The sequence below is a fragment of the Catelliglobosispora koreensis DSM 44566 genome (assembly GCF_000379685.1).
Lineage (GTDB): Bacteria > Actinomycetota > Actinomycetes > Mycobacteriales > Micromonosporaceae > Catelliglobosispora > Catelliglobosispora koreensis.
Genome location: NZ_KB903261.1, coordinates 116,686 through 138,788 on the forward strand (window position 1 = coordinate 116,686; position 22,103 = coordinate 138,788).

Sequence of the window (22,103 nt, forward strand, 5' to 3'; positions counted from 1 at the left end):
CGCGACACCTAGTTCATCCGGCTCATGCCCGTGTCTTGCAACCAGTCACGGCGGTCGGTGTCATTTTCGAGGCTGGACCGCGAAACCAAGGGTTCCAGCCAGTTGCGCAGAGTGTCCCCGCTCATCGGCTCGCCTAGCGCAACCCCTTGCGCCCCAACGCAACCCGTCGCACTGACCGCGTTGTAAAGTTCGACCGAGTCGATGCCATCGACCACGGTCACGATGTTTAGGGAGCGGGCCAATTCAACAGTGGAGCGCAGCACGGCCGCGTCTTGCGGGCTGTTGAGCATCGCTCTGGCGAATGAGCCGTCGAGCTTCAGCTCGTCGACCGGCATCGAGCGCAGGCGAGTGAGCGAGGGCGCGGAGCGGCCGTAGTGATCGAGCGCCAGTTTGATGCCAAAGTGACGGAACTGCCCAAGCGCGGTGGCCGTGCGGCGCGGGTCGATCTGCAGCACGTCTTCAGCGATCTCCAGGGTCAGTGCCGACGGCGGCACTCCCACCTTGTTGATGAGCTTGGCGAGGTCGTAAGGCAACTGCATGTCGAGCACATCTGCCGCGGTCACGTCGACCGCGATGCCGAGCTCCACTCCCTGGCGGTACCAGGCGGCGCACCGCGTGAGCGTCGCCTCAAGCAGACTGCGGGTGAGCTGGCGCGTGATGCCCATGCGAGCCGCGAGTGGTTGCACCGCCTCGCTTTCGATGATCCCGCGGGTCGGGTGCTGCCAGCGCAAAATGCCTTCGAGCGCGACCGGCCGTCCGCTCGCGATGTCGAACTTCGGCTGGTAGCACGTGATGAACTCGCCCTTGTTCAGCGCACGCAACAGATCCGGGGCGAGCCGCAGGTCGATGCGGTTGCCCTCGTGCTGGGAAGGGTCGTAGATCTCGGCTTCTGACCGGTTCTCCCGGGCGGTCCTCAAAGCGTCGACCGCGCAGCGAATGAGATCGGCTGGTGCGTTGGCGTGAATCGGTGCCACGGCGACGCCCGCGCTCAGTTCAATTTGGACAGCTGTCTCGCCCACAGCGACCGGCAGCGCCACATTCTTCAGCAGGGCACGTGTTTCCCGGTCCACCGCGGCTGGGTCGGCGGCGCGCACGATCCGCAGGATCGCGAGCTCGACGCCGCCCAGACGGGCCGACAGCGTGTCAGCGGGAAGGTGCTGGCGCAGCCGCTGGCCCACAGTCGACAGGATCGCGTCACCAGCCGGATAGCCCAGTACGCCGTTGATCTCAGCCACGTGGTCGATGCCGACGATCGTCAGGATCAGCTGCGATCCGGCCGGAACGTTGGCGACCATATTGGGCAGTTGCGCGTCGAGCAGACGGCGGTTGCCTAGGCCCGTGAGTTCGTCGGTGTTGGCCTGGACTTGGGTGCGAGCTAGCTCGCGGGTTTGTTCAAACGTCAGCGCGGTGCGGATACCCGCGGCGACGAGGCAGCCGCTCGCGAGCACGATCGTGACCGCGTGCATGTGCACGAAGGTGCCGACGATCAGCACCACGAGCGCGGCGAACGAGAAGACGATAGGCACCAGCAACGCCATGAAGCCGCGCACGTCAGCGGCGGGGCGTTTGCGGTTCATCGCGCCGGCCACCGACATGAGCGTCAGGCCGATCATCCACAAGCCGTCGATCCACATGCCATCGACGTAGGTATCGTTATTGATCGTAAACAGGAAGCTCGTGTCAGCGACGGCGAAGAACGCCGCACCCAGACCCAGCATCCACCACACCGGATCCGCGCGCCATCTCACCATCGCCAGGGCCGCCACGCTGACGACCAGCAGCACCAGGTCACCGATCGGGTAGGCGAGGTTGGTCAGGTTCTCCGCTTTGGACAAAACGTCGGTCAGCGCCGCAGCCGAGAAGATCGCGCCAGCGGCCAGCGAGGTCACCACGCCATCGAGCAGCACCGAAGCGGGCAGCCGCTTGGCCGCCGCGCGGGCCAAGACGATGAACCCGGCGTAGGCCAGCGGATACATCCCCACGTAGAACGCATCGGCGATCGACGGCACTGGGATCTCGCTGGCGTCCAAATCGGAGAACGCCGCCGACCAGTAAATGTCGCCCGCCGACCAAGATGTCACGGCGAGGGCCACACACAGCCAGGCCTTGCGGTTGCGCCGCACCAGCAGTGGCCGGGCGAGCGCGAGTGCGCAGGTCAACACCAGCACCACGGAATAGAACCAGGTGTGGATCAGCGGTTTCTGTTCTTCACCAAAGGGGATCAGCGTTAGGGCCGCATAAGTGAACCCCAGTGACACCACGATGATTTTGGCCGCCCTATAGAGGGGGGAACCCAGAACATAGAGGTCGCGATCAACTTTCGCGCGCATGGCTGTAGCCGTCACCGGGCCGCCTCCCCATCCGTGAACAAACATCGCACAAATGGTGTAGCTGCCTATCCTCCGCCTGGCCAGGCAGCGACGCCGGTTGATACTAGCCCATTGCTGTCTAGTTACCACAGTCCAAAGTGGTCAGTTAATACGGCGGTTACACAGTGTCTAATGAGAACGGCTACGAATCGAGCCACGCTTTGTACGCGTCGAACCGGTAATCCCGGCCCAGGAAGTTCCTGACCAGCGCGGCGGCTGATTGTGAACCACCCGGAGCGAGCACCATTTCCCGGTAACGCAATGCAGTTGAACGATCCAGCAAATTGGACTCGTCAAAGGCGGTAAACAAATCCTTCGCGATGACGAGCGACCACATATACGTGTAGTAAATGGCGGAATAACCGTCGAGGTGACCGAAAGAAAGGTGGAACCACACGTCGTCGACGGGCTTGTAAGGCAGGTGCCGGGCGAACGCGTCCCGTTCGGTCTGGACCATGTCCACGTGTGCCGGGTCGGCCGTATAGAGGGACAGGCTCAAGTCGGCGTAGGCCATCTGCTGGCGCACCTGCAGTCCCTTGCCGAACTCGTCGGCGGCGCGCATCTGCTCCACGAGCTCAGCTGGGATCGTTTCGCCGGTCTCGTGGTGCACCGCGAAGCGGGCGAGCGTCGCCGGGTCGCGGGTCCACTCTTCCAGCAGCTGAGACGGCGCCTCCACGAAATCCCACTCGTTGCGAATGCCGCTGATGCCGGCCCAGCGCTGCGAGCCGCCGAAGACGTGGTGCAGCAAGTGGCCAAACTCGTGGAAGAACGTCGTGACTTCGTTGGGGAGCATGAGCCCGCCCGGACGCGGGAAGTTGCACACCAGCACGCACTCAGGCAGCCGGGAGCCCTTCTTGCCCACGACCATCGCCTTGGCCATGGCGTGACTGAACTTGTCCGGCCGCGGGTAGTTGTCGAGCAGGATGCGCCCGATCTTGACGCCGTTTTCCAAGACGTCGTAGGCCTCGACTTCCTCGTGCCACACCTCGACGTCCGGCCGTGCCACGAACTCGATGCCGAACAGGTCACCGGCCAAGGCCATCAGCCCGTTCTTGACCCGGCTGTATTCGAAGTAGGGCCGCATCGCTTGCGAGTCAAAGGCGAACTGCTCCGCCTTCACGCGCTCCAGCAGATAAGCCACATCCCACGGGTCGACCTCGGTCGCCGACGGGTCCTCAACCTGCTTGCGTGCCAGCAACGTGGCGTAGTCACTGTCCATTCGCGACTTGGCGGCAGCTGAGATCTTCGCGATGAACTCAGCGGCGGCGACGTCACTGCCGATCATCTTGTCCTCGGTCACGAACTGCGCGTATGAGGTGTACCCCAAAAGGGTCGCCATTTCTTTGCGCAGTGTCAGCAGTTGCTTGAGGACCTCGATGTTGTCGGGATAGCCCCGCTGGCGGAACATCTTCCACACCTGCTCGCGCGCTTGCGGCGAACGGGAGTAGGACATGAACGGGAACAGGTCGGCATAGTCGGTGCTGACGCGCACGAGACCGTCTTCGCCCACGGGATGGGCGTTGACATAATCCGAAGGCAGACCGTCCAATGCCGACGGTGGAAGCTCAGCGATCCGTGTGTCGGAGGCGATGTTGCGGGCGAAGGCCTGGCCCACTTTGACGAGCTCCTCACGAAGCTCACGCAGGCGTCCCTGTTCGGGCTTGGGCAGCAGCGCACCGGCCCGGCGGAAGTCGCGCAGCACCTTAGTGACCCAGTGCTGCGTCGCCGCGTCCGAGGCGGACAGATCAACACCAGCGAGCTGGCCGTAAAGCGCACGGTCGAGCGCCAGCGAGGTAACCACCTTGTCGGCGGCAGCCTCCGCCTCTTCGCCTGCTTTGCGCATTGCCGCATCGGGGTGGCAGTAAGTCATCGTGCTCGCGAGCCGCCGCGCCGTGTCGATGCGGTCCATCAGCTCGTCGAACTCTTCAAGAGTGTCGCCCGGGCCAAGCACCGGGTTGGCGATCGCCTCGGCGACCTTGGCCGTAAGTTCTTCCGCAGTAAGCATTTCCTACCGGCTCCTTGCTCCCAGCCGCAGCGATTGCCAGGAGCCATCGGCTGCCCAGCCGCCGTCTACCGACAACGTCACTCCATTAATAAAGCTCTGTTCCGCGAGGAACAACACCGCTTGCGCTACATCGTCCGGCGTCGCGAAACGCCCAGCCGGAACATGATCGGTGATATCGGCGTCGCCGTAAGCACCTTCGCTCTGCGAAGCGTCATCCATCGGGGTCTTCACCCATCCTGGGCATACTGCATTAACGCGAACGCCACGGCCACCCCATTCCACCGCGAGGGTGCGGGTGAGCCCGATCAGCCCGTGCTTGCTGGTGTTATAGGCCGCACGGTCGGCGACGCCCAAGAGCCCGGCCACCGAGGCGATGTTGACGATCGACCCTTTGCCTGCCGCGAGCATCTGCCGCCCGAGCGCTTGCGACAGAAGGAAAGGCCCGGTGAGGTTGACTTCCATCACCTGGCGCCACAAGGCGACCGGGGTCTCTTCCGCCGGACTAATGCAGGCAATTCCGGCATTGTTTACGAGCAGGTCGATCCGGCCGTATTTTTCATTTATCGCTCCGGCGAAGGCGACTACATCGGCCTCGCTCGTCACATCGCCAGCGAACGTTAGCGCGTCATCATTGTCGATCGGTTGCCGGTCCAGCAGAGCAAGCTGATAGCCCTGCGCGGCAAGGACTTCAGCGATCCGGGCACCGATGCCTTGTGCGGCGCCGGTTACCGCGGCGACAGGAGAGGTCATGCAGGAACTCTAGCCGCCGTCTAGACTCCCGCGAATGCGCAAGAAGGTGATTGCCGGGCTGATTCTCGCCACGATGCTCTCCGGATGCGGAAGCGTTGCTACCGGAACGCTCCCTGCCACCACGGATCCGTCGGTGCCCACAGAGGAGTCCGCCGACGGCCGCGGTCATGCCCAGACGGGCCAGGCCCGCGGTGCCACCGCACCATCGCCGGCCATCGAGCAGAGTGCCATCACCTTCTTGATGCGTGAGTACTCAGTGAGCCGCCCCGAAGCCGAACGGCGCCTGAAGCTTCAGCAGGAAGCACCGGCCCTGGGCGCGAAGCTGGCCGCGCAGCACCCCGGTGAATACGCCGGGCTCTGGCTGGATCAGGCCAACGGCGGTGTGCTGCGCGTCGGCATGACCGATCCCGCCTTGGTCCCGTCGTTGCCAGGTGTCGCGGCCTTCCCTGCGAAACGCTCGCTGCGCTCGCTAGAAGACATCGCGGCCCGAGTGAGCGCCGCCGCCCCGGGCGCCGAGGTTTCCCTTGACCCGATCGCTGGGGAAGTCGTCGTCCGCGGTGCCGACTCCGCCGCCAAAGCTGTTGACCCGCAAGCGGTCCGGATCGCGGAGTCGCTGCCCGGCTGGGAGTTCAAGTGCGACACGCGCTGGTGCGCCGACGCGCCCCTGCGCGGCGGTGTGCGGCTGGACATTCAGCGGGTCGACGGTTCGGTCGGCGGTTGCTCGATGGGCTTTCACTTGCAGTCCAAGGTGACGAAGAAGCGTTACATCCTGACCGCTGGGCACTGCGTTCTCGGCAGCACCCACGCACACGTCGACAGCGCGTTCCACCAGTGGTACGGCCCGAAACTGCCAGTGTCCATTGAGGACGCCAACACGTTGCTGACCGAAAACGAGCCGGGTGGAAACCTGCACGACTACGCCGTGATGCCGTTGCAGCCGGCCGGTGAGGCGTATTGGCTTGGTGGCGCGAATGGCCGCCTGCACGGTCCCTTGCCGATCAGCACCCATGCCGGAGTGCTCATCAACGGTTTCCTCCCCGCGGCTTCGGTTGTCCCGGGCTCGACCGTGTGCGCGAGCGGTTCTGGCTACACGCCAGCCGCCGGTGAGTCCTATGTGGACTCTGGGGCCGGCACTGGCTACGTGCCCGGCACCCGTTGCGGCATCGTGGAAAGCACGGGAAGCCGCATCACCGTGAAGATCTGTGCCCGCAAGGGCGACAGCGGCGGACCGCTATTCACCCCGGACGGCAAGGCGCTCGGGGTGCTTTCCGGCGGCGACCCGGGCTCGGGCGCTTGCACGAACCCGAACGAGCGCAACTGGTACTCACCGATCTCGCGGATCTTCGACCGGCTCACCGAGCGGACCGGATCGACTTACCAGTTCGAGTTGGTGCCGCAGCCAGGAGCGGAAACACCCGTCCCACGGATGTGACACATTCTGCAACCGCCACCGGCTCAAGCGCGTGTGGCGTGATATGACCCGCGCCAAAGCCGCAGCCGCCGCCGATTTCGATGGCTTCTATCAAGCCCACTTCGGCGACACCGTGGCCATGACGTTCAGCTTCACGGCCGACCTAGGCGAGGCACAGGACATCACCCAGGAGGCGTTCACGCGCGCCTGGCAGCGCTGGACCGTCGTGTCGACCTACGACAACCCGCTGAGCTGGGTGCGCCGGGTCGCTACCAACTTGGCTCATTCGCGGTGGCGCCGGCTCAAGGTGGCCACCGCCTATCTTGTGCGCCAGCGCACCGAGGATTTGCCTGAGCTGAGCCCGGACAGTGTCGACGTGGTGACGGCGCTGAAGCGGCTGCCCGTGACGCAGCGTAAGGCGATCGTCCTGCATTACCTGCTGGACCTGCCGATTCACGAGGTCGCGTCCGAGCTGGGCGCCCCTGAGGGAACGATTAAGTCGTGGCTGCATCGCGGCAGGGCGAGTTTGACCGTTGACCTTGGCGACGAAGTGCGCCGCAACGTCAGCCCGCAAGCGCCGCAGGACGTGCGCAAGAAGGGCGACAAGCGGCAACGCAATAAACGCACCGGGATCGTCGCCGCGAGTGCCCTCGTGGTTTTGTCAGTCATCTTGGCGTTCAGTTCATTCCGGATCTTGGACCCCAGTCCGCTGCCGCCCGCCACGCCCATCCCGGACCACTCGCTCGTGCCCTCGCCAGAACCGGGCGGCTTGCCCTATGACTGTGTAGGACAGAGCCTGCCGGTGCCCGAAGGATTCACGGAACAAAACAGTGTGCAGGGTGCGGACCCTACCGGCCGGTGGCTGGTCGGCAAGGTGAAGCTGGGCAACGAGACCCGGCTCGTGATCTGGCGAGACGCCGTCATGCAGGCCGCCTTCGAGATGCCCGGCGGCAACGTCGACCTCAACGATGTCAACAGCAAGGGCGTCGCCGTGGGAACCACTTTGGACGGTGGGGAGAACGTCGTCGCCACCGCCTGGGTTCACGACGGGAAGCTCCGCAAGCTAGCGGGAACCCACGCGATGGCCAACGCGATAAACGAGGCGGGCACCATCGTCGGAAGCGTTCAGGACCGCCCCGCCGTGTGGCGTCCTGGCAAGACCAATCCCGAGTACCTGCCCTTACCTCCTGGCGAGCGCGTCGGTTCGGCCACCGGGCTCACCGAAGACGGTGTCATCGTGGGCGTGGTCGGCGAGGCCAACTACAACTTCACCGACTCAGGCGTGCCACGTGCCTTCGCCTGGTACCCGGATGGAACGTCGCGTGAATTGCTGCCGGGCAACGGCCTGACCTGGACACGGGTCTACCATGCCGCCGGCAAGTGGGCGATCGGATCGGCATCTAGCGGCAGCACGGGCCGCACGGTGCTCTGGGATCTGACCACCGGAAAGCCCGTTCTTGACCAGGCGGCGTACACACAAAGGACCAATGCCCAGGGCTGGCTAATCCTTCTAGCCGCGTTGAAAGACCTGCAGGGCAACCAGACCGAACTCCGCGGTCGCCTCGACGGCAAGCTCCACAGCGACATCCAGGTCGAGTTCTTCAGCGACGATGGCACCCGCCTAGCCGGCCAGGTGAACGGTGTTCCGGTGACATGGCTGTGTAAGGCCGGGAGCTAACCGGTAAGCGGTGTGGCCTAGGTCACTGGGCGCAGCCGGGCGGCCGCTCGGCGCAGACCCCGCGATCACCGCTGTCGAGTGACGGGTAGCGCTGCTTAACGTGCGCGCAACAATCCTGACCTCGAGGTGGTGATCCCCGTGGCCTCCGACCCCTACCGTGACATGCAAAGCACGCCAGAATTTGGCGCCCTGCGCAAAGCTCTGCGCGGTTTCGTCTTCCCCATGACCGCGGCATTTTTCCTGTGGTACCTGCTATATGTCGTGCTGTCGGCCTACGCCCGTGACTTCATGAGCATCAAGCTCATCGGCAATATCAACGTCGCTCTGGTGTTTGGCCTCTTGCAGTTCGTCACGACATTCCTCATCGCCTGGCTTTATGCCCGGTTCGCTGGACGCAAACTCGACCCGATCGCCGACGAGTTGCGTGCGAAGGTCGAAAATGGAGGGACACGATGAGCCCACGCACCCTTACCATCGTGCTCTTCCTGCTGTTCGTCCTAGCCACCTTGGCGATCACGGTGTGGGCGAGCCGTCAAACCCGTAGTGCCGCTGACTTCTATGCCGGCGGGCGCCAGTTCTCGGCGTTCCAAAACGGCATGGCGATCGGTGGCGACTACATGTCGGCGGCCAGTTTCCTCGGCATCGCCGGCATCATCGCCCTCAACGGGTACGACGGATTCCTTTACTCCATTGGCTTCCTCGTCGCCTGGCTGGTCGCGTTGCTCTTGGTCGCGGAGCTGCTCCGCAACGCCGGGCGCTACACAATGGCCGATGTGCTGGCCTTCCGGATGCGCCAGATCCCGGTGCGCACCGCGGCGGCCGTCTCGACGGTCACGGTGTCGGTGTTCTACCTGCTGGCTCAGATGGTGGGCGCGGGCGCCCTCGTCGCGCTGCTGCTTGGCATCACGCCCAACAGCACGTTCCTGGGCATGGACGCCAACACGGCTAAGGTCGCGACCATCGTCATGGTCGGCGCCCTGATGATCGTTTATGTCGTCGTGGGCGGCATGAAGGGCACCACCTACGTGCAGATCGTCAAGGCCTTCATGCTGATGATCGGTGCGGCGGTCATGACGGTGCTCGTCTTCGCCGCGTTCAAATTCAATCTGTCCAGTTTGCTCGGTGACGCGGCGGCCACGAGTGGCAAGGGCGACGCGTTCCTCAATCCTGGAACGGTTTACGGCAAGGAAGTCGCGAGTGCGACGCAGACCTTCTACAACAAGATGGACCTGCTCTCGCTTGGCATCGCCCTGGTGCTCGGAACGGCCGGCCTTCCGCACATCCTGATCCGGTTCTACACCGTTCCAACCGCCAAGATCGCTCGCAAGAGCGTGCTCTGGGCGATCGGCATCATCGGCACGTTCTACCTATTCACGCTGGCACTCGGCTTCGGTGCCGCGGCACTGGTCGGGGCAAACGCGATCAAGGCACAGAACCCCGGTGGCAACACGGCCGCGCCACAGCTAGCTCAAGAACTCGGCCGCCGCTTCTTCGGCGGAGAGCTTGGCGGCACAGCGTTCCTAGCGGTCATCGCGGCGGTCGCCTTCGCCACGATCCTTGCTGTGGTCGCCGGGCTTACCTTGGCTTCGTCGTCGTCGCTATCGCACGACTTCTACGCGGCCGTGGTCAAGAAGGGCACCGCGACGGAACGTCAGGAGGTGACGGTCGCCCGGATTTCGGCCTTCGCCATCGGGGCGGTGTCGATCGTCCTGGGCATCCTGGCCCGTGACCTGAACGTCGCGTTCCTTGTGGCGCTTGCCTTCGCGGTCGCCGCGTCGGGCAACCTGCCAGCGATTCTCTACAGCTTGTTCTGGAAGCGGTTCACCACCCGTGGCGCCACGTGGGCCATCTACGGTGGCCTCACCACAGCGGTGTTGTTGGTGCTCTTCTCACCGATTGTTTCCGGAACGCCAACCTCGATGTTCAAGACTTTGGACTTCGACTGGTTCCCGCTGTCGAACCCAGGCATCATCTCCATCCCGGCAGGTTTCTTCTTCGGCTGGCTCGGCACGGTTCTATCGCGCGAGAAAGCGGACGAAGGAAAATACGCCGAAATGGAGGTTCGTGCGCTCACGGGCGCTGGAGCGCATTAGCGAACCTCCACTACAGGAGCCGCGGGTTGCTTTGGGGGCGCCCGCGGCTCCTTCGCGTTCAGCTACTTCGACTTGCGGCCCATCAGCCAAGCGACCGCGAAGATCGCCGCGCCGATGACCCAGGGGCGAGGGTTGCGCTTAATGTTGTCCAACAGGTCCTTGCCTGCGGATTCCCATTCGGCCGGGGTCGACGGGAGCTGGTCGGCCAGCTGCTTCGCTGCTTCGCCGGCCTTGTCCTTGACCAGAGCCGCCTGAGCCGCGATGACCTGGCCAGACTCCGTCACCTTGTCCTTAACGGTGTCGACCGCCGCGGCCACTTCGCCGTTCTTAGCCATGAGCAGGCCTCCTCATCCAGTTGCTATTCGAAGGAGGCCTTACCCCAGAACCCGCCTTCCTATCCACGCGAGGCGGCGACCGGATCCGGGGCGTGGAGGCGCAGCATGATCGTGCTCACGGTGCCGGGGAGGCGATGGCGGGTCGCGAGGGACACCAGCACCATCACCGCGAACGCGAGCGGCACGGTCCAGGCGGCGGGCTGTCCGATCAGGACACTGAGCCAGCCAGGCAACGGGGGACCTAACACCGTCAGCAGCACGGCACCGATCGCGGCACCGCCGCCGGCGAGGATGCCCGCGGCCGCCCCGGCGTCGGTCAGCCCACGCCACCAGATGCCGAGCACGAGGAGTGGGCAGAAGCTAGACGCCGCAACGGCAAACGCCATCCCGACGACTTGCGACACGTCCAATCCCGACACGTTCAGCGCCAGCACGATCGGCACGATGCCGCCCGCGATCGCTGAGATGCGGAAGTCGCGCACGGAACCGCGGCCGAGCACATCCGTTGACAGCACACCCGCCACGCTCGTGAGCAGACCGCTGCTGGAGGAAAGGAAGGCGGCGAAAGCACCCGCCGCGACGAGCGAACCGAGCAGTTGCCCCAGCAAGCCCGTGCCCAGTGCACTGCTCGGCAGCAGAAGCACCACGGCATCCGTGCGTCCCGTGAGCAACAGTTCCGGCGTGTAGACCCGCCCGAGCACGCCGTAGAGCGTCGGGAACAGATAGAACATGCCAACGAGCGCCAGCACCACGAGTGTCGTGCGTCTAGCCGCCGAGCCGTCCGGGTTCGTGTAGAACCGCACGAGCACGTGCGGAAGTCCCATGGTGCCAAGGAAGGTGGCGAGAATCAGCGAGTACGTGGCGAACAGCCCACGCTCACCCGGCAGCAGCCAATCCGTGCCGTAGTTCACCGACTCGACCTTCGGCACCGGCTCGCCCGCTTGGAACGTCAAGGTTTCCCCGGCCGACGGCGCCAGGACCGTGCCGTCAGCTTGGGTCAGCTTGGCGGGGTGATCAAAGTGGACCGTGGTCGTCTCGCGGAACACCGGATCCGGCGGTGTGGTGCCCTCCATTTGCCAGTGCAGCGCCAGAAACAGCACGGGAACGGCAAGCGCCGTCAGCTTCAGCCAATACTGGAACGCCTGCACGAACGTGATCGACCGCATCCCGCCCAACGCCACGCTCGCGGTGACCACAACCCCCACGAGCAAGACGCCCATGAGGTAGGAACCACCGGTCACGGTCGTGAGGGTCAGGCCAGCGCCTTGCATTTGGGGTACTAGGTAAAGCCACCCAATAAACACCACAAACGCGGTCGCCAGCTTGCGCAGCCGCCGTGAGCGCAGCCGCAGCTCGCAGAAGTCGGGCAGGGTGAACGCTCCCGAGCGCCGCAAAGGAGCCGCGACAAACAGCAGCAGCGCCAGGTACCCAGCCGCGAAGCCCACTGGATACCACAACACGTCCACGCCGAACTTGAGCACGAGCCCGGCGACGCCGAGAAACGAGGCGGCGGAAAGGTATTCGCCCCCGATCGCGGCCGCGTTCCACCGTGCGCTGACCGTCCGCGAGGCGACGAGGAAGTCAGAAGTCGTGCGTGCGAGCCGCAATCCGTAGGCCCCGATGATGACCGTCGCTAACGTGACGATGACGATCGCGGGAACCGTGAACGGACTATCCATCGCGTCTCACGACCGCGCTGAAGTCGCGTTCGTTGTTTTCCGCCAGCTTGACGTAGGTATAACCGGCCGCGAACAGGAACGGATAGGCGGCGACACCGAGCAGCAGCCACGGCAGGATCGACGATTTGCCGTGCGGTGGCGCGAAATAGAAGACCAGGGGTAGTCCGCCCAGTCCAATGAGGACCACCACGGCGAGCCGGAGCGCCAGTGACAGCTGAGCTCGCATGAGCCCTTTGATCAGGGCTTCGCCCACCTGTGTCTGCTCGGCGAGCTCCTGCTCAACGGCCCGCTGCCGCACTTCGCGCAAAACGACCCGCGTGCGTTCCATTTACCGGGTCCAGTCTTGCTTGGCCGCGCGGACGAGACGGTCCTTGAGGTCACGTGTGTGGCGGCGGGACACCGGCAACTCCGTGCCGCCGAGCACGACCACGTAACCGGAATTGACCATGCGCAGCTCGTCAATCAGCCGCAGCTGCACGAGGTAAGACCGGTGGATGCGCACGAAACCTGAGTCGGACCAACGGTCGGCCAGGGTCGCCAGCGGGACCCGCACCAAGTGTGAGCCGTCGGCGGTGTGCAGCCTCGCGTAGTCGCCCTGAGCTTCCACCCAGCGCACCGACGACCTGGGCAGCATTCTCGTCGTACCAGCTAATTCAATGGGTATTGCCTGATCATCGTCGTCGGCGCGGGAGTCGCTGGGGTTGATGGAAAGTGCGGCCGCGACCCGGCGAATGGCCTCGGCCAGCCGCGAGGCCTGCACCGGTTTGCGCACATAGTCAAGCGCGCCAAGGTCATAGGCATCGGCGGCGGCGTTGTCATAGGCCGTGATGAACACGATCGCGGGCGGACGGGCGAAGCGGCGCAACACTCGCGCTAGCTCCATGCCGTCGAGACCGGGCATCCGGATGTCGAGGAAGACAGCGTCGACATCGGTGTCACGCAAGGCACGCAAGGCTTCTGTCGCGTCGCTCGCGGTGAACACCTTGTTGACGCGGGGATCAGCGCGCAGGAGATAGGCCAGCTCGTCCAGGGCCGGCAATTCATCGTCAACAGCAAGGACTTTCATTTCGCCACCACTCCGGGATGGAATTTCGGCACTCGCATGCTTACCTTTGTTCCCGCTCCGAGGGCGGTTTCCACCACGAGACCGAATTCGTCGCCAAAAACGGCACGCAGGCGATCGTCCACATTAGACAGGCCGACGTGCTGGCCGTCCTCGGCCGGTGCCGTGCTCATCAAGACCGCTGGATCCATGCCCACCCCGTCATCTTCCACGGTGATGTGACACTCCGCGCCCGCGTCACTGGCCTCAATGCTGACCGTTCCAGCCCCTGGCTTGCGGGAAAGCCCATGGCGCACGGCGTTTTCCACGAGCGGCTGAACGCACAGAAACGGCAGCACGACGGGCAGCACCTCGGGCGCGATCCGCAGCCGCACCTTGAGCCGCTCGCCAAAGCGCGCCTTCTCCAGCGTGAGGTAACGGTCGATCGAGCGCAGCTCCTCGGCGAGCGTCGTGAACTCTCCGTGCGAGCGGAACGAATACCTCGTGAACTCGGCGAATTCGAGGATGAGGTCCCGGGCGCGATCGGGGTCGGTGCGCACGAAGGAGGCGATCGCCCCCAGTGCGTTGTAGATGAAGTGCGGGCTGATCTGGGCCCTGAGCGCGCGTAACTCGGCCTGAGCGAGCCGCTCCCGCGAGGAGTCCAGCTCGTGCAACGCAAGCTGTGTGCTCACCCAGCGGGCCGTTTCCAGCGTGGCCTGCACGAGTCCCGGCGACGGAGGTTCGGCCGCCGTCGCGGCGACGGCCGCGGGCACTGAATGCAGCGGGGCGATGATCGCGCCCCGGATCGTGCAGTCGATCTGGTCGCAGGGCAGGTCATCGAGGCCGAGGACGGTTGAGCGCCCGGTCGCGATGGATTTGGCCGCCGCCTCGGCGAGCTGCGCCCGGTGATGGGCTCCACCGCCGTCGAACGCGAGCACATCCTGTCCCGTGAGAAGAGCCAAACCGTCGGCTCCCACGAGCGTCCGCAAATGCTTGACCGACTTGGCCGCGGTCGCCTGGGTTAGCCCGTGCCGCAGTGGTTCGACGGCGAGCCCTGCCGTGTGCAGGACGCCGTAGGTCGCCCGTTGTGCCGGAGTGGCCACCGCCTTGCGCTGACGCAAGCGCATGACGGCGTAGATCGCCACAGCGAATGCGCCGATCAGCGCCGCGACGGCCAGTGGTGCGGGCATGCGTGGATACTACGGATTTTTCGACCCGCTGCCACCAGGCAAAAAGAACGCCCGCCCGGCAAGGGGCGGGCGTTGCGATCGTTAACCCAAGACCTCGTCTTCGGAGGATTCCTGCCGGCGCCGACGGCGGCGCAGCGTGGGAACCGCTAGCGCGTAGCCGTAGTTGCGGTTAGACCGCCAGTAAACCTTGCGCCTTGGCCCCGCGATGGCATAAACGACGGACGTGACCACACCGAACAAGGTGTAGGTGCCCAGCACGGCGATGCCGCCGCTGTCCTTGATGCTGAAGACGCCGCCGTCTCCGAAGAGCGGCAGCACCAGCATCGCGAGCGCGACCCAGTTGATCATGCCCCACACCAGGCCCACCCCGATCGCCGGGACGATCTGGCCGGAGATGAACTTGCCGAGGAACGCACCGAAGACGCCACCGAGGGCGCCAGCCACGACCAGCACCATGACCCACGAGGTCGACACTGTGTCGTCGCCGACGAGCTGGCCGTACAAAAACAGCTTGTTCATGATCCACAGCACGAGCCCGAGGACGAGACCACCAGCGACACCGCCGACGACACCCGCGCCGGAGCGGCTGATGAAGTTAATACGAGGGGCGTAGCTCATAGCCGCGCACGTTACCTGGACCAGTCACCTTTGACATAGCCGCGGTCCACATGGGAGCCTTCCCAGCGAGCCGAGGGTGCACGACGTGATCTCTTTCAGACCGTCGTGAAAGGACGACTCATGCGCAAGGCACTGTGTGGTGCTCTTGCCGCTGTAGTGGCTGCTGGCGTTTCCTTCGCCGTGCTCAGCCAGGCAGCGGCCGCCCCGGTGGAGGCTTATACGTGGAACAACGTCCGCATCGATGGGGGCGGGTTCGTCCCCGGGATTGTCTTCAACCCGACCGAGGCTAACCTCATCTACGCCCGCACCGACATCGGTGGGGCCTATCGCTGGAATCAGTCCACTGGGGACTGGACTCCGCTGCTCGACTGGGTCGGCTGGGACAAATGGGGCTGGAACGGCGTGCTCAGTATCGCCACCGATCCCGTGCAAACGAACCGCGTCTACGCCGCTACCGGCATGTACCTCAACTCCTGGGACCCCAACAATGGGGCGATCCTGCGGTCCGCTGACAAGGGAAACACTTGGCAGATAACGAATCTGCCCTTCAAGGTCGGCGGCAACATGCCCGGCCGCGGCATGGGAGAACGACTTGCTGTCAATCCCGCTAACAACGCCGTCGTGTACTTCGGCACAGAGGGCCAGGGGCTGTGGCGCTCTTCTGACTACGGCGTGACCTGGGGCAAGGTCAGCAGTTTCCCGAACCCGGGCAACTATGTGCAAGACCCCAGTGACCCCAACGGTTACCTGACCTACAACCAGGGCGTCACCTGGATCGCGTTCGGCCCGTCCAACAGCGTCTACGTTGGCGTCGCTGACCTGCAGAACACCGTTTACCGCAGTCTGGACAACGGTGCCACCTGGGAACGGCTTGCCGGTCAGCCCACGGGATACCTTGCGCACCAAGGGCAAATCGCTAACGGCTACCTCTACCTGACGACCAGCGACAAAGGCGGCCCGTACGACGGCAATGCCGGAGACGTCTGGAAGTACCAGTTATCCACAGGGGTGTGGACAATGATCACCCCGTCAACGGACCGCTACTTCGGTTACTCCGGGCTGTCCGTCGTCGGCAACACGATCATGGTCACGGGATACAGCTCGTGGTATCCGGACACGTTCATCTGGCGCAGCACTGACGGCGGTGCGACGTGGCGTTCGTTCTACGACTACGCCTGGCCCAACCGCACCAACAAGTACACCCTCGACATCACCGAGGTTCCGTGGCTGTCGTTCGCGGAACAGAAGTCGCTGCCCGAGCAATCACCCAAGCTCGGCTGGATGACCGAGGCGCTGGAAATCGACCCGCACAACCCGAACCGCATGATGTTCGGCACCGGCGCGACGATTTACGGCACCACCAACCTGACCGCATTGGACACGGGCGGCACCGTTTCGCTCAAGCCCATGGTGCGTGGCCTTGAGGAGACCGCCGTCCTGGATCTCGTCAGCCCGCCCACGGGCGCGCCCTTGTTCTCCGGCCTCGGTGACATCGGCGGTTTCCGGCACACGTCGCTGACATCGGTCCCGTCCATGATGTTCAACCAGCCTTATTTTGGTGCCACCACGAGCATCGACTACGCCGAGCTCAATCCTTCATGGATGGTTCGCGTGGGACGCACCGACCGCACCGGTGCCACGACCATCGGCTATTCCACTGATGGCGGTGCCAACTGGTGGCAAGGCTCCGTGCCTTCAGGCGCGGCAGCCGGGACCATCGCCCTGTCCGCGAACAACAGCAGGGTGGTCTGGTCCACCGAATCATCGGGCGTGTTCTATTCAACTTCCTTTGGGGGTACTTTCGCAGCGTCGTCCGGTCTGCCAGCTGGAGCGCGCGTTGAGTCAGACCGCGTCAACCCCAACACGTTCTACGGTGTCGCCAACGGGACGTTCTACGTCAGCACCAACGGCGGGCAATCGTTCTCAGCGGCGGCCTCTGGCTTGCCCACCGATGCACGGTTCAAGGCGATGCCGGGTGTCGCTGGTGAGATCTGGCTAGCCGGAACGACTGGTGCCACTGGTTTGTGGCGGTCCGTCAACGGCGGGACGTCGTTCACGAAACTGTCCAATGTGTCCTCCGCGCGCAACATCGGCTTCGGCAAAGCCGCGCCGGGACGCACCAACATGGCCCTGTACGCCGTCGCGACCGTCGATGGCGTCGACGGCGTGTTCCGCTCCAATGACGCTGGCGCGTCCTGGGTGCGGATCAACGACAACGCTCACCAGTGGGGCAACATGGGTGAAGCGATCACGGGTGACCCGCGCGTGTATGGCCGGGTTTACCTAGGCACCAACGGTCGCGGCATCCTATACGGCGACACGTCGACGGTGCCGCCGACGCCCACGGCTACGCCTACGTCGGCTTCGCCGTCACCGTCGGTTTCGGTGTCCCCGTCAAACTCTCCGTCTCCGTCGCCCTCTCCAACAGGCGGTACCGGTTGCACCGCAACGTATTCCATCACCAACCAGTGGCCGGGTGGCTTCGGCGCCAGCGTGGTCGTGCGCAACAACGGCACGTCTCCCACAAGCGGCTGGCGCGTCCAGTGGACGTTCGCCTCCGGCCAGGCGGTCACCCAACTCTGGAGTGGCGTCTACACCGCATCCGGAAACGCTGTCACGGTCACCAACATGAGCTACAACGGCGTGATCGGGGCAGGCCAGACGACATCATTTGGTTTCAACGGTTCCTGGACTACCTCTAACCCGGTTCCCCCAGTCACCTGCACTGTCCTATAAGGACGGACGGTCGCCGGGATCACCTTTGGTCCCGGCGGCCTTCTCAGCTCAGCTCAACCGGATAGATCTCAGTCCGCTCGATCGCCGCGTCCCGTTCAGCCGCCAGCGCTGTCCGCCGCTCGTCAACCATGAAGCTGTCGATCCCGGCCTGCGACTCGACCTCAAGCAACTGAATCTCCGTCGGCTGCCCGCCGCCCGCGCCCGTCACTCGCGCTCGCTGCACGACTCGCCCACCGTGGTCTGGCAACAGTGCCAAAACCTTGTCCTCATAGGCGGCCAGTGCCTCTTGCGCACCCGCCCGTGCCCACAGCAGCACGCACATCTGCACCGTCACCGCTGGACCCTATCCTCTGGTCATGACCGACAGGCCCCTGCTCACCGACGTCCTGCCAGAGATCGCGGACACGTTAGAGCGGATCCTGCTGAATGAAGGAGAAGCTGAGCTGGCCGCCACGGTCCGCTCACTGCGCTTCTACGCTCCCTGCGCGTGCGGCGAAGACACTTGTGAAAGCTTCTACACCGCGCCGAAGCCGTCCGGCTCGGCTGGGCCGGGTCACCGCAACGTGATGCTCTTCTGGCCCCGCGGTGGACTGCTCGCGCTGGAGGTCGTCGATGGTGAGATCTGTTCGGTGTCGATTCTGGGCTGAAAGCTGACAGTTCGGCACGTGGACAAATCGGGCATGCCGGGCCGTGATCGTGCCAGGCTGTGAGAGTGGTAAGTCGGACAAATCGTGTCATTGTGGTGGGTGCTGGCCTGAGCGGACTGTCCGCCGCCCTGCACCTCACCGCCGCGGGCCGGGAGGTCTTGGTCCTCGATCAGCAGTCGGGGCCGGGCGGACGGCACACGTGCATGGAGCTAGATGGCTACCGGTTCGATACCGGGCCGGTCACCTTCTTCACGCCTGAGTCGCTCGCGGGACCACTGCATGCCGTTGGCGAGACCGTGCGGGACTGGATCGAACTCCTGCCCGTCGACCCGGTCTGCCGTGCGCACTATCCCGACGGCACCACGCTGGACGCACACGCCGATCCACTCAAGACAGCCGCCGCGATCGGGCAACTGTGTGGCTGGCCGGAGGCTCGGGCTTTTCTGCGCTACATGAGGGCTCACCTAGTACCCCCTGGGATTGTTTTGAATGATCCCCGGACCCTGCGGTTGTTTGGGCTGACCTCGCTGTTCGGGTTTTCTCCTGCCGATTGCCGCTGGTACCCGCGCGGCGGTAACCAGGCGGTGGCTCGCGGATTAGGTGCCGCGGCGGAAAAGCATGGGGTGTCATTTCAGTTCGGGGTGCGGGCCGAACATTGGGAGACAAAAGCGGGACGGATTACCGCTGTGCACACGAGCGATGGCGAACGTCTCAAAGCGGACGCCTTTGTTTTCCCAGTAAAGACCCCAAATGTCCCTTGGCGTTCATCCCACCTCGTTATTCATCTTGGCACTGGGGCGACTTTCTCCAAGATCGCGCACAGCAACGTGCACTTCGGGAAACTGTGGCAGCGCAGCCGCCACGAGGTGCTAACGAGAGGCGAGATGATGACCGACCCGTCGATAACGGTGCTGGCCCCCAGCCAGACCGACCGCACAGCAGCCCCGCGAGGCAAGGCGGTCTACCAGATCGTGGTTCCGGTGCCCAATCTGCGGACCGCACCCATCGACTGGAACGTCCCCGCGACGCGCAGTTACGCGGGAGAGATTATCGCCACACTCGAAGCCCGGGGATACCTCGATCTGGGGGCTGGAGCAGGACTGTCCTATGTGGTCACGCCGAGCGACTGGGCGCGGCAGGGAATGGCATATGGCATCCCTCATATCAGCCGAAATAGCACGGCTAAACTTCACCGAACGCTCGCCAACGCTGTTGTTGCTGGGCCTGGACTGATTGCGGGCGCCCGCGCCGCGGATCGAGTGGTACGGATATGAATACTTCCCGGGAAGGCGACCTCGTCGAACTTGTCGATGAGCAGGGTTCCGCTCTCGGCTCGGCAACGGTCGCCGACGCCCATTCGGCGCCAGGCATGCGTCACCGGGCGTTTTCCGTTCACCTGATGGACGGAAAAGGCCGGCTCCTGCTGCAGCAGCGTGCCCTGACCAAGACCCGCTTCGCCGGCCGCTGGGGCAACGCCACCTGTGGCCACCCCGCCCCCGGCGAAAAGCCCGCCTCAGCCGCGTCCCGTCGCCTGTTCGAGGAGCTCGGCCTAGGTGCCGTCGAGCTGACCGAAATCGGTGTCTACGGCTACCGAGCCGAAGATCCAGAGACCGGCCGGGTCGAACATGAATACGACCACGTGTTCCTCGGCCTGCTGTCCTCCGAAGTCGCCCGGCCTGACCCAAGCGAAGTCGCCGCCCTGCGCTGGATGCCCACCACAGAGTTGCTGCGGGCGCTAAAACGCCAGCCCAGCGAGTTCGTCCCGTGGCTCGCGGGCGTGACTGACATCGCACTCGGCGGCACGCTGTAATTGGATTTGGCGGAACCGTCGGTGGTCACATATGCTTTCCGAGCCTCCGGCGGGCCCGGATGGGAGCAAGCCATCGGAGACAGTGTGTAATGATGGTCGAGATGCCCTCATCGTCTAGAGGCCTAGGACGCCGCCCTTTCAAGGCGGTAGCACGGGTTCGAATCCCGTTGGGGGTACTGCGGTAGCAGGCTGGTACAGTCTGTCACCGAGCAAGGAAGCAAGGTCCTGTGGAGCAGTTGGAGTGCTCGCCGCCCTGTCAAGGCGGAGGTCGCGGGTTCAAGTCCCGTCAGGACCGCGCAGTTTTTTCTGCAAGGGCTCTGTAGCTCAGTTGGTACGAGCGTCCGACTGAAAATCGGAAGGTCGGCGGTTCGACCCCGCCCGGAGCCACCATCGAAGGCCAGGCATTACGCCTGGTCTTTTTGTGTTTGAGGCGAGCATCTGAAGTGAACGATCTTCGTATTCGTGCTGTGTGGCAACGATTGAGGATCTGCTCGCCTGTATCGATGACCCCGACGATGACAGCACCCGCGCCTACGAGCTGACCGCGTCGCGGGATAGGTCGCTAACACCGCGCCTGGTTGACGAGCTTGGCAGCTTCATCGCGGCTGAGCACTTCTACGGTCGTGACGTCATCGCCGACGCGATCGCTGAGATTGAAGGCGTGGAAGCACTTCCGGTCCTGATTCGTGCGTCCGCTGTGGACATTGGCGACGACCAGGACTCGCTGGGGTCCACGATCATGGAGGCCATCTGGGCTGACATCGGCAGAGCGGCTGAACTGGTGGACGAGCTGGCCTCAGACAACGACCCTCGCGTGCGCGACAAAGCTCAGTGGGCGCGGTCAATGGTCGACCTCCAGGCAAGCCGCAAGGCATAGCCGCAGAAGGCGAATGGGGTTGTGAGGCGGGGCGGGGGCTGGGATCATGGGCGACATGATTTCTGGACGAAAGGGCGTGTTCGCCCTTAGCGCATGAGCGCCGTGCGGCACATTGGTGCCGCTTTCTGGCAGCAGGCAGCTGAGATCCGCGATGAGTGGGAAGCTCACGGAAGTGCTTGCGGGACAACCGATCAAGCGGCTGCCGAGCGAGCGATAAGCCGGCTGTACCGGTCCATTGGCCGCAACCGGCCACAGTTCATTTGGGTGCGGTCACCACTCGAGGCGCAGCCTCTGGTGGCACATCTTCCGACCCTCGACGACCTTTACCACTGGGTGAAGGAGCCTCCCGCGTCCGGAGCGCCGCCGCTGGCCAGTGATTTCGCCGCCGCGGTCGGCCGGTTGCGTGGACGGCTTGAGGAACACATTCGGCCGGTCTGGTTCGACGAGAAGCAGTCCAAGAAGGACAAAGGCAAAGAGTGGCAGCATCTGCCACCGGAGGAAGCCCTCGCCCGCAACGTCGCGTTCACTAGCGTGATTCGGTGGTATGTGCGGGAGGCCTTGCTGGCCAAGCTCGGGGACGGGTTCTTCAGGCCGGCGAAACGGATGCTCGGCGAACCTAGTCCTGTCTGCTGGTATGGGCAGCAGGAAGCGCACTGGATCGCCTATTTCGACGTCTGGCAACGGTTGGGGCTAGCCAAGTACCCGGCTGAAGTCGAAGCCGAATTCGACACGTGGCAGTCACTCGCGCTGTCAGCCGGGTGGTTCTGGCTGGGCGAAGATCGGTGCGTCATCTCGCAAAAGCCGGTCAGCCCAAGGACATTCGCCGATGGGTGGACCGTCGCCTAACGAGCCGCTGGCCACCG

Annotated in this window: 20 protein-coding genes and 3 tRNA genes; 13 read left to right on the forward strand and 10 right to left on the reverse strand. The window is 64.3% G+C overall.

Annotation, left to right across the window (positions count from 1 at the left end; genetic code table 11):
- Window positions 1–8 precede the first annotated feature (8 nt).
- The 3 genes from A3E1_RS0119730 to A3E1_RS0119740 form a co-directional block, all read right to left on the reverse strand.
- Window positions 9–2,375: a putative bifunctional diguanylate cyclase/phosphodiesterase gene (locus A3E1_RS0119730; RefSeq protein WP_020522520.1), complete on the reverse strand. Its 2,367-nt coding sequence runs from the start codon at window positions 2,373–2,375 to the stop codon at window positions 9–11.
- A gap of 136 nt (window positions 2,376–2,511) precedes the next feature.
- Complete coding sequence (locus A3E1_RS0119735) at window positions 2,512–4,374, reverse strand: M3 family metallopeptidase (protein WP_020522521.1); 1,863 nt, start codon at window positions 4,372–4,374, stop codon at window positions 2,512–2,514.
- A gap of 3 nt (window positions 4,375–4,377) precedes the next feature.
- Complete coding sequence (locus A3E1_RS0119740; RefSeq protein ID WP_020522522.1) at window positions 4,378–5,124, reverse strand: SDR family NAD(P)-dependent oxidoreductase; 747 nt, start codon at window positions 5,122–5,124, stop codon at window positions 4,378–4,380.
- Window positions 5,125–5,158: 34 nt separating this feature from the next.
- Between A3E1_RS0119740 and A3E1_RS0119745 the strand changes: the two genes are divergently transcribed.
- The 4 genes from A3E1_RS0119745 to A3E1_RS0119760 all read left to right on the forward strand — a co-directional run bounded on the left by A3E1_RS0119745 (window position 5,159) and on the right by A3E1_RS0119760 (window position 10,306).
- Window positions 5,159–6,556, forward strand: coding sequence for a trypsin-like serine protease (locus A3E1_RS0119745; protein WP_020522523.1), 1,398 nt, complete (start codon window positions 5,159–5,161; stop codon window positions 6,554–6,556).
- A 43-nt stretch (window positions 6,557–6,599) separates the two neighbouring features.
- A complete protein-coding gene (locus A3E1_RS45690) occupies window positions 6,600–8,213 on the forward strand; it encodes a SigE family RNA polymerase sigma factor (RefSeq protein ID WP_020522524.1) in 1,614 nt (537 codons plus the stop codon).
- Between the two features lie 162 nt (window positions 8,214–8,375).
- Window positions 8,376–8,669, forward strand: a complete 294-nt coding sequence (locus A3E1_RS0119755; RefSeq protein ID WP_051105113.1) for a DUF485 domain-containing protein — start codon at window positions 8,376–8,378, stop codon at window positions 8,667–8,669.
- Window positions 8,666–10,306: a solute symporter family protein gene (locus A3E1_RS0119760; RefSeq protein ID WP_020522526.1), complete on the forward strand. Its 1,641-nt coding sequence runs from the start codon at window positions 8,666–8,668 to the stop codon at window positions 10,304–10,306. The genes A3E1_RS0119755 and A3E1_RS0119760 overlap by 4 nt, the downstream gene beginning before the upstream one ends.
- 62 nt (window positions 10,307–10,368) lie before the next feature.
- On the opposite strand, the gene A3E1_RS0119765 is transcribed toward A3E1_RS0119760, so the two are convergent.
- The 6 genes from A3E1_RS0119765 to A3E1_RS0119790 all read right to left on the reverse strand — a co-directional run bounded on the left by A3E1_RS0119765 (window position 10,369) and on the right by A3E1_RS0119790 (window position 15,170).
- A complete protein-coding gene (locus A3E1_RS0119765) occupies window positions 10,369–10,641 on the reverse strand; it encodes a hypothetical protein (protein ID WP_020522527.1) in 273 nt (90 codons plus the stop codon).
- A gap of 59 nt (window positions 10,642–10,700) precedes the next feature.
- The gene (locus tag A3E1_RS0119770) at window positions 10,701–12,320 is read right to left on the reverse strand and encodes a sodium/solute symporter (protein ID WP_020522528.1); all 1,620 of its coding nucleotides are present in this window, start codon (window positions 12,318–12,320) and stop codon (window positions 10,701–10,703) included.
- Entirely contained in the window at window positions 12,313–12,648 is a 336-nt protein-coding gene (locus tag A3E1_RS0119775; protein ID WP_020522529.1) for a hypothetical protein, read from the reverse strand. The genes A3E1_RS0119770 and A3E1_RS0119775 overlap by 8 nt, the downstream gene beginning before the upstream one ends.
- A complete protein-coding gene (locus A3E1_RS0119780) occupies window positions 12,649–13,386 on the reverse strand; it encodes a LytR/AlgR family response regulator transcription factor (protein ID WP_020522530.1) in 738 nt (245 codons plus the stop codon).
- The gene (locus tag A3E1_RS0119785; RefSeq protein ID WP_020522531.1) at window positions 13,383–14,552 is read right to left on the reverse strand and encodes a sensor histidine kinase; all 1,170 of its coding nucleotides are present in this window, start codon (window positions 14,550–14,552) and stop codon (window positions 13,383–13,385) included. Before A3E1_RS0119785 ends, A3E1_RS0119780 begins: the two co-directional genes overlap by 4 nt.
- A gap of 81 nt (window positions 14,553–14,633) precedes the next feature.
- Window positions 14,634–15,170, reverse strand: a complete 537-nt coding sequence (locus A3E1_RS0119790) for a hypothetical protein (protein ID WP_020522532.1) — start codon at window positions 15,168–15,170, stop codon at window positions 14,634–14,636.
- Window positions 15,171–15,290: 120 nt separating this feature from the next.
- On the opposite strand from A3E1_RS0119790, the gene A3E1_RS0119795 reads away from it, so the two are divergent.
- Complete coding sequence (locus A3E1_RS0119795; protein WP_020522533.1) at window positions 15,291–17,906, forward strand: cellulose binding domain-containing protein; 2,616 nt, start codon at window positions 15,291–15,293, stop codon at window positions 17,904–17,906.
- A gap of 43 nt (window positions 17,907–17,949) precedes the next feature.
- Here A3E1_RS0119795 and A3E1_RS0119800 read toward each other — a convergent pair whose 3' ends face one another.
- On the reverse strand, window positions 17,950–18,240 hold the full coding sequence (locus tag A3E1_RS0119800) for a hypothetical protein (protein ID WP_020522534.1): 291 nt from the start codon (window positions 18,238–18,240) through the stop codon (window positions 17,950–17,952).
- A 22-nt stretch (window positions 18,241–18,262) separates the two neighbouring features.
- Here A3E1_RS0119800 and A3E1_RS0119805 point away from each other — a divergent pair, with 22 nt between their 5' ends.
- The 8 genes from A3E1_RS0119805 to A3E1_RS0119840 all read left to right on the forward strand — a co-directional run bounded on the left by A3E1_RS0119805 (window position 18,263) and on the right by A3E1_RS0119840 (window position 22,086).
- Window positions 18,263–18,553, forward strand: coding sequence for a hypothetical protein (locus A3E1_RS0119805; protein ID WP_020522535.1), 291 nt, complete (start codon window positions 18,263–18,265; stop codon window positions 18,551–18,553).
- A gap of 65 nt (window positions 18,554–18,618) precedes the next feature.
- Entirely contained in the window at window positions 18,619–19,827 is a 1,209-nt protein-coding gene (locus tag A3E1_RS0119810) for a phytoene desaturase family protein (RefSeq protein ID WP_157631622.1), read from the forward strand.
- Window positions 19,824–20,363, forward strand: a complete 540-nt coding sequence (gene idi, locus A3E1_RS0119815; protein WP_020522537.1) for an isopentenyl-diphosphate Delta-isomerase — start codon at window positions 19,824–19,826, stop codon at window positions 20,361–20,363. The genes A3E1_RS0119810 and idi overlap by 4 nt, the downstream gene beginning before the upstream one ends.
- A 103-nt stretch (window positions 20,364–20,466) precedes the next feature.
- A tRNA-Glu gene (locus A3E1_RS0119820) sits at window positions 20,467–20,539 on the forward strand.
- A 45-nt stretch (window positions 20,540–20,584) separates the two neighbouring features.
- A tRNA-Asp gene (locus tag A3E1_RS0119825) sits at window positions 20,585–20,658 on the forward strand.
- Between the two features lie 18 nt (window positions 20,659–20,676).
- Window positions 20,677–20,753: transfer RNA gene (locus A3E1_RS0119830), tRNA-Phe, on the forward strand.
- A gap of 79 nt (window positions 20,754–20,832) precedes the next feature.
- Window positions 20,833–21,240, forward strand: coding sequence for a hypothetical protein (locus A3E1_RS41135; RefSeq protein WP_020522538.1), 408 nt, complete (start codon window positions 20,833–20,835; stop codon window positions 21,238–21,240).
- A 93-nt stretch (window positions 21,241–21,333) separates the two neighbouring features.
- Window positions 21,334–22,086 carry a hypothetical protein gene (locus A3E1_RS0119840; protein ID WP_020522539.1) on the forward strand — a complete coding sequence of 251 codons (753 nt, stop codon included), beginning with the start codon at window positions 21,334–21,336 and terminating at the stop codon, window positions 22,084–22,086.
- The last annotated feature ends 17 nt before the right edge of the window (window positions 22,087–22,103 follow it).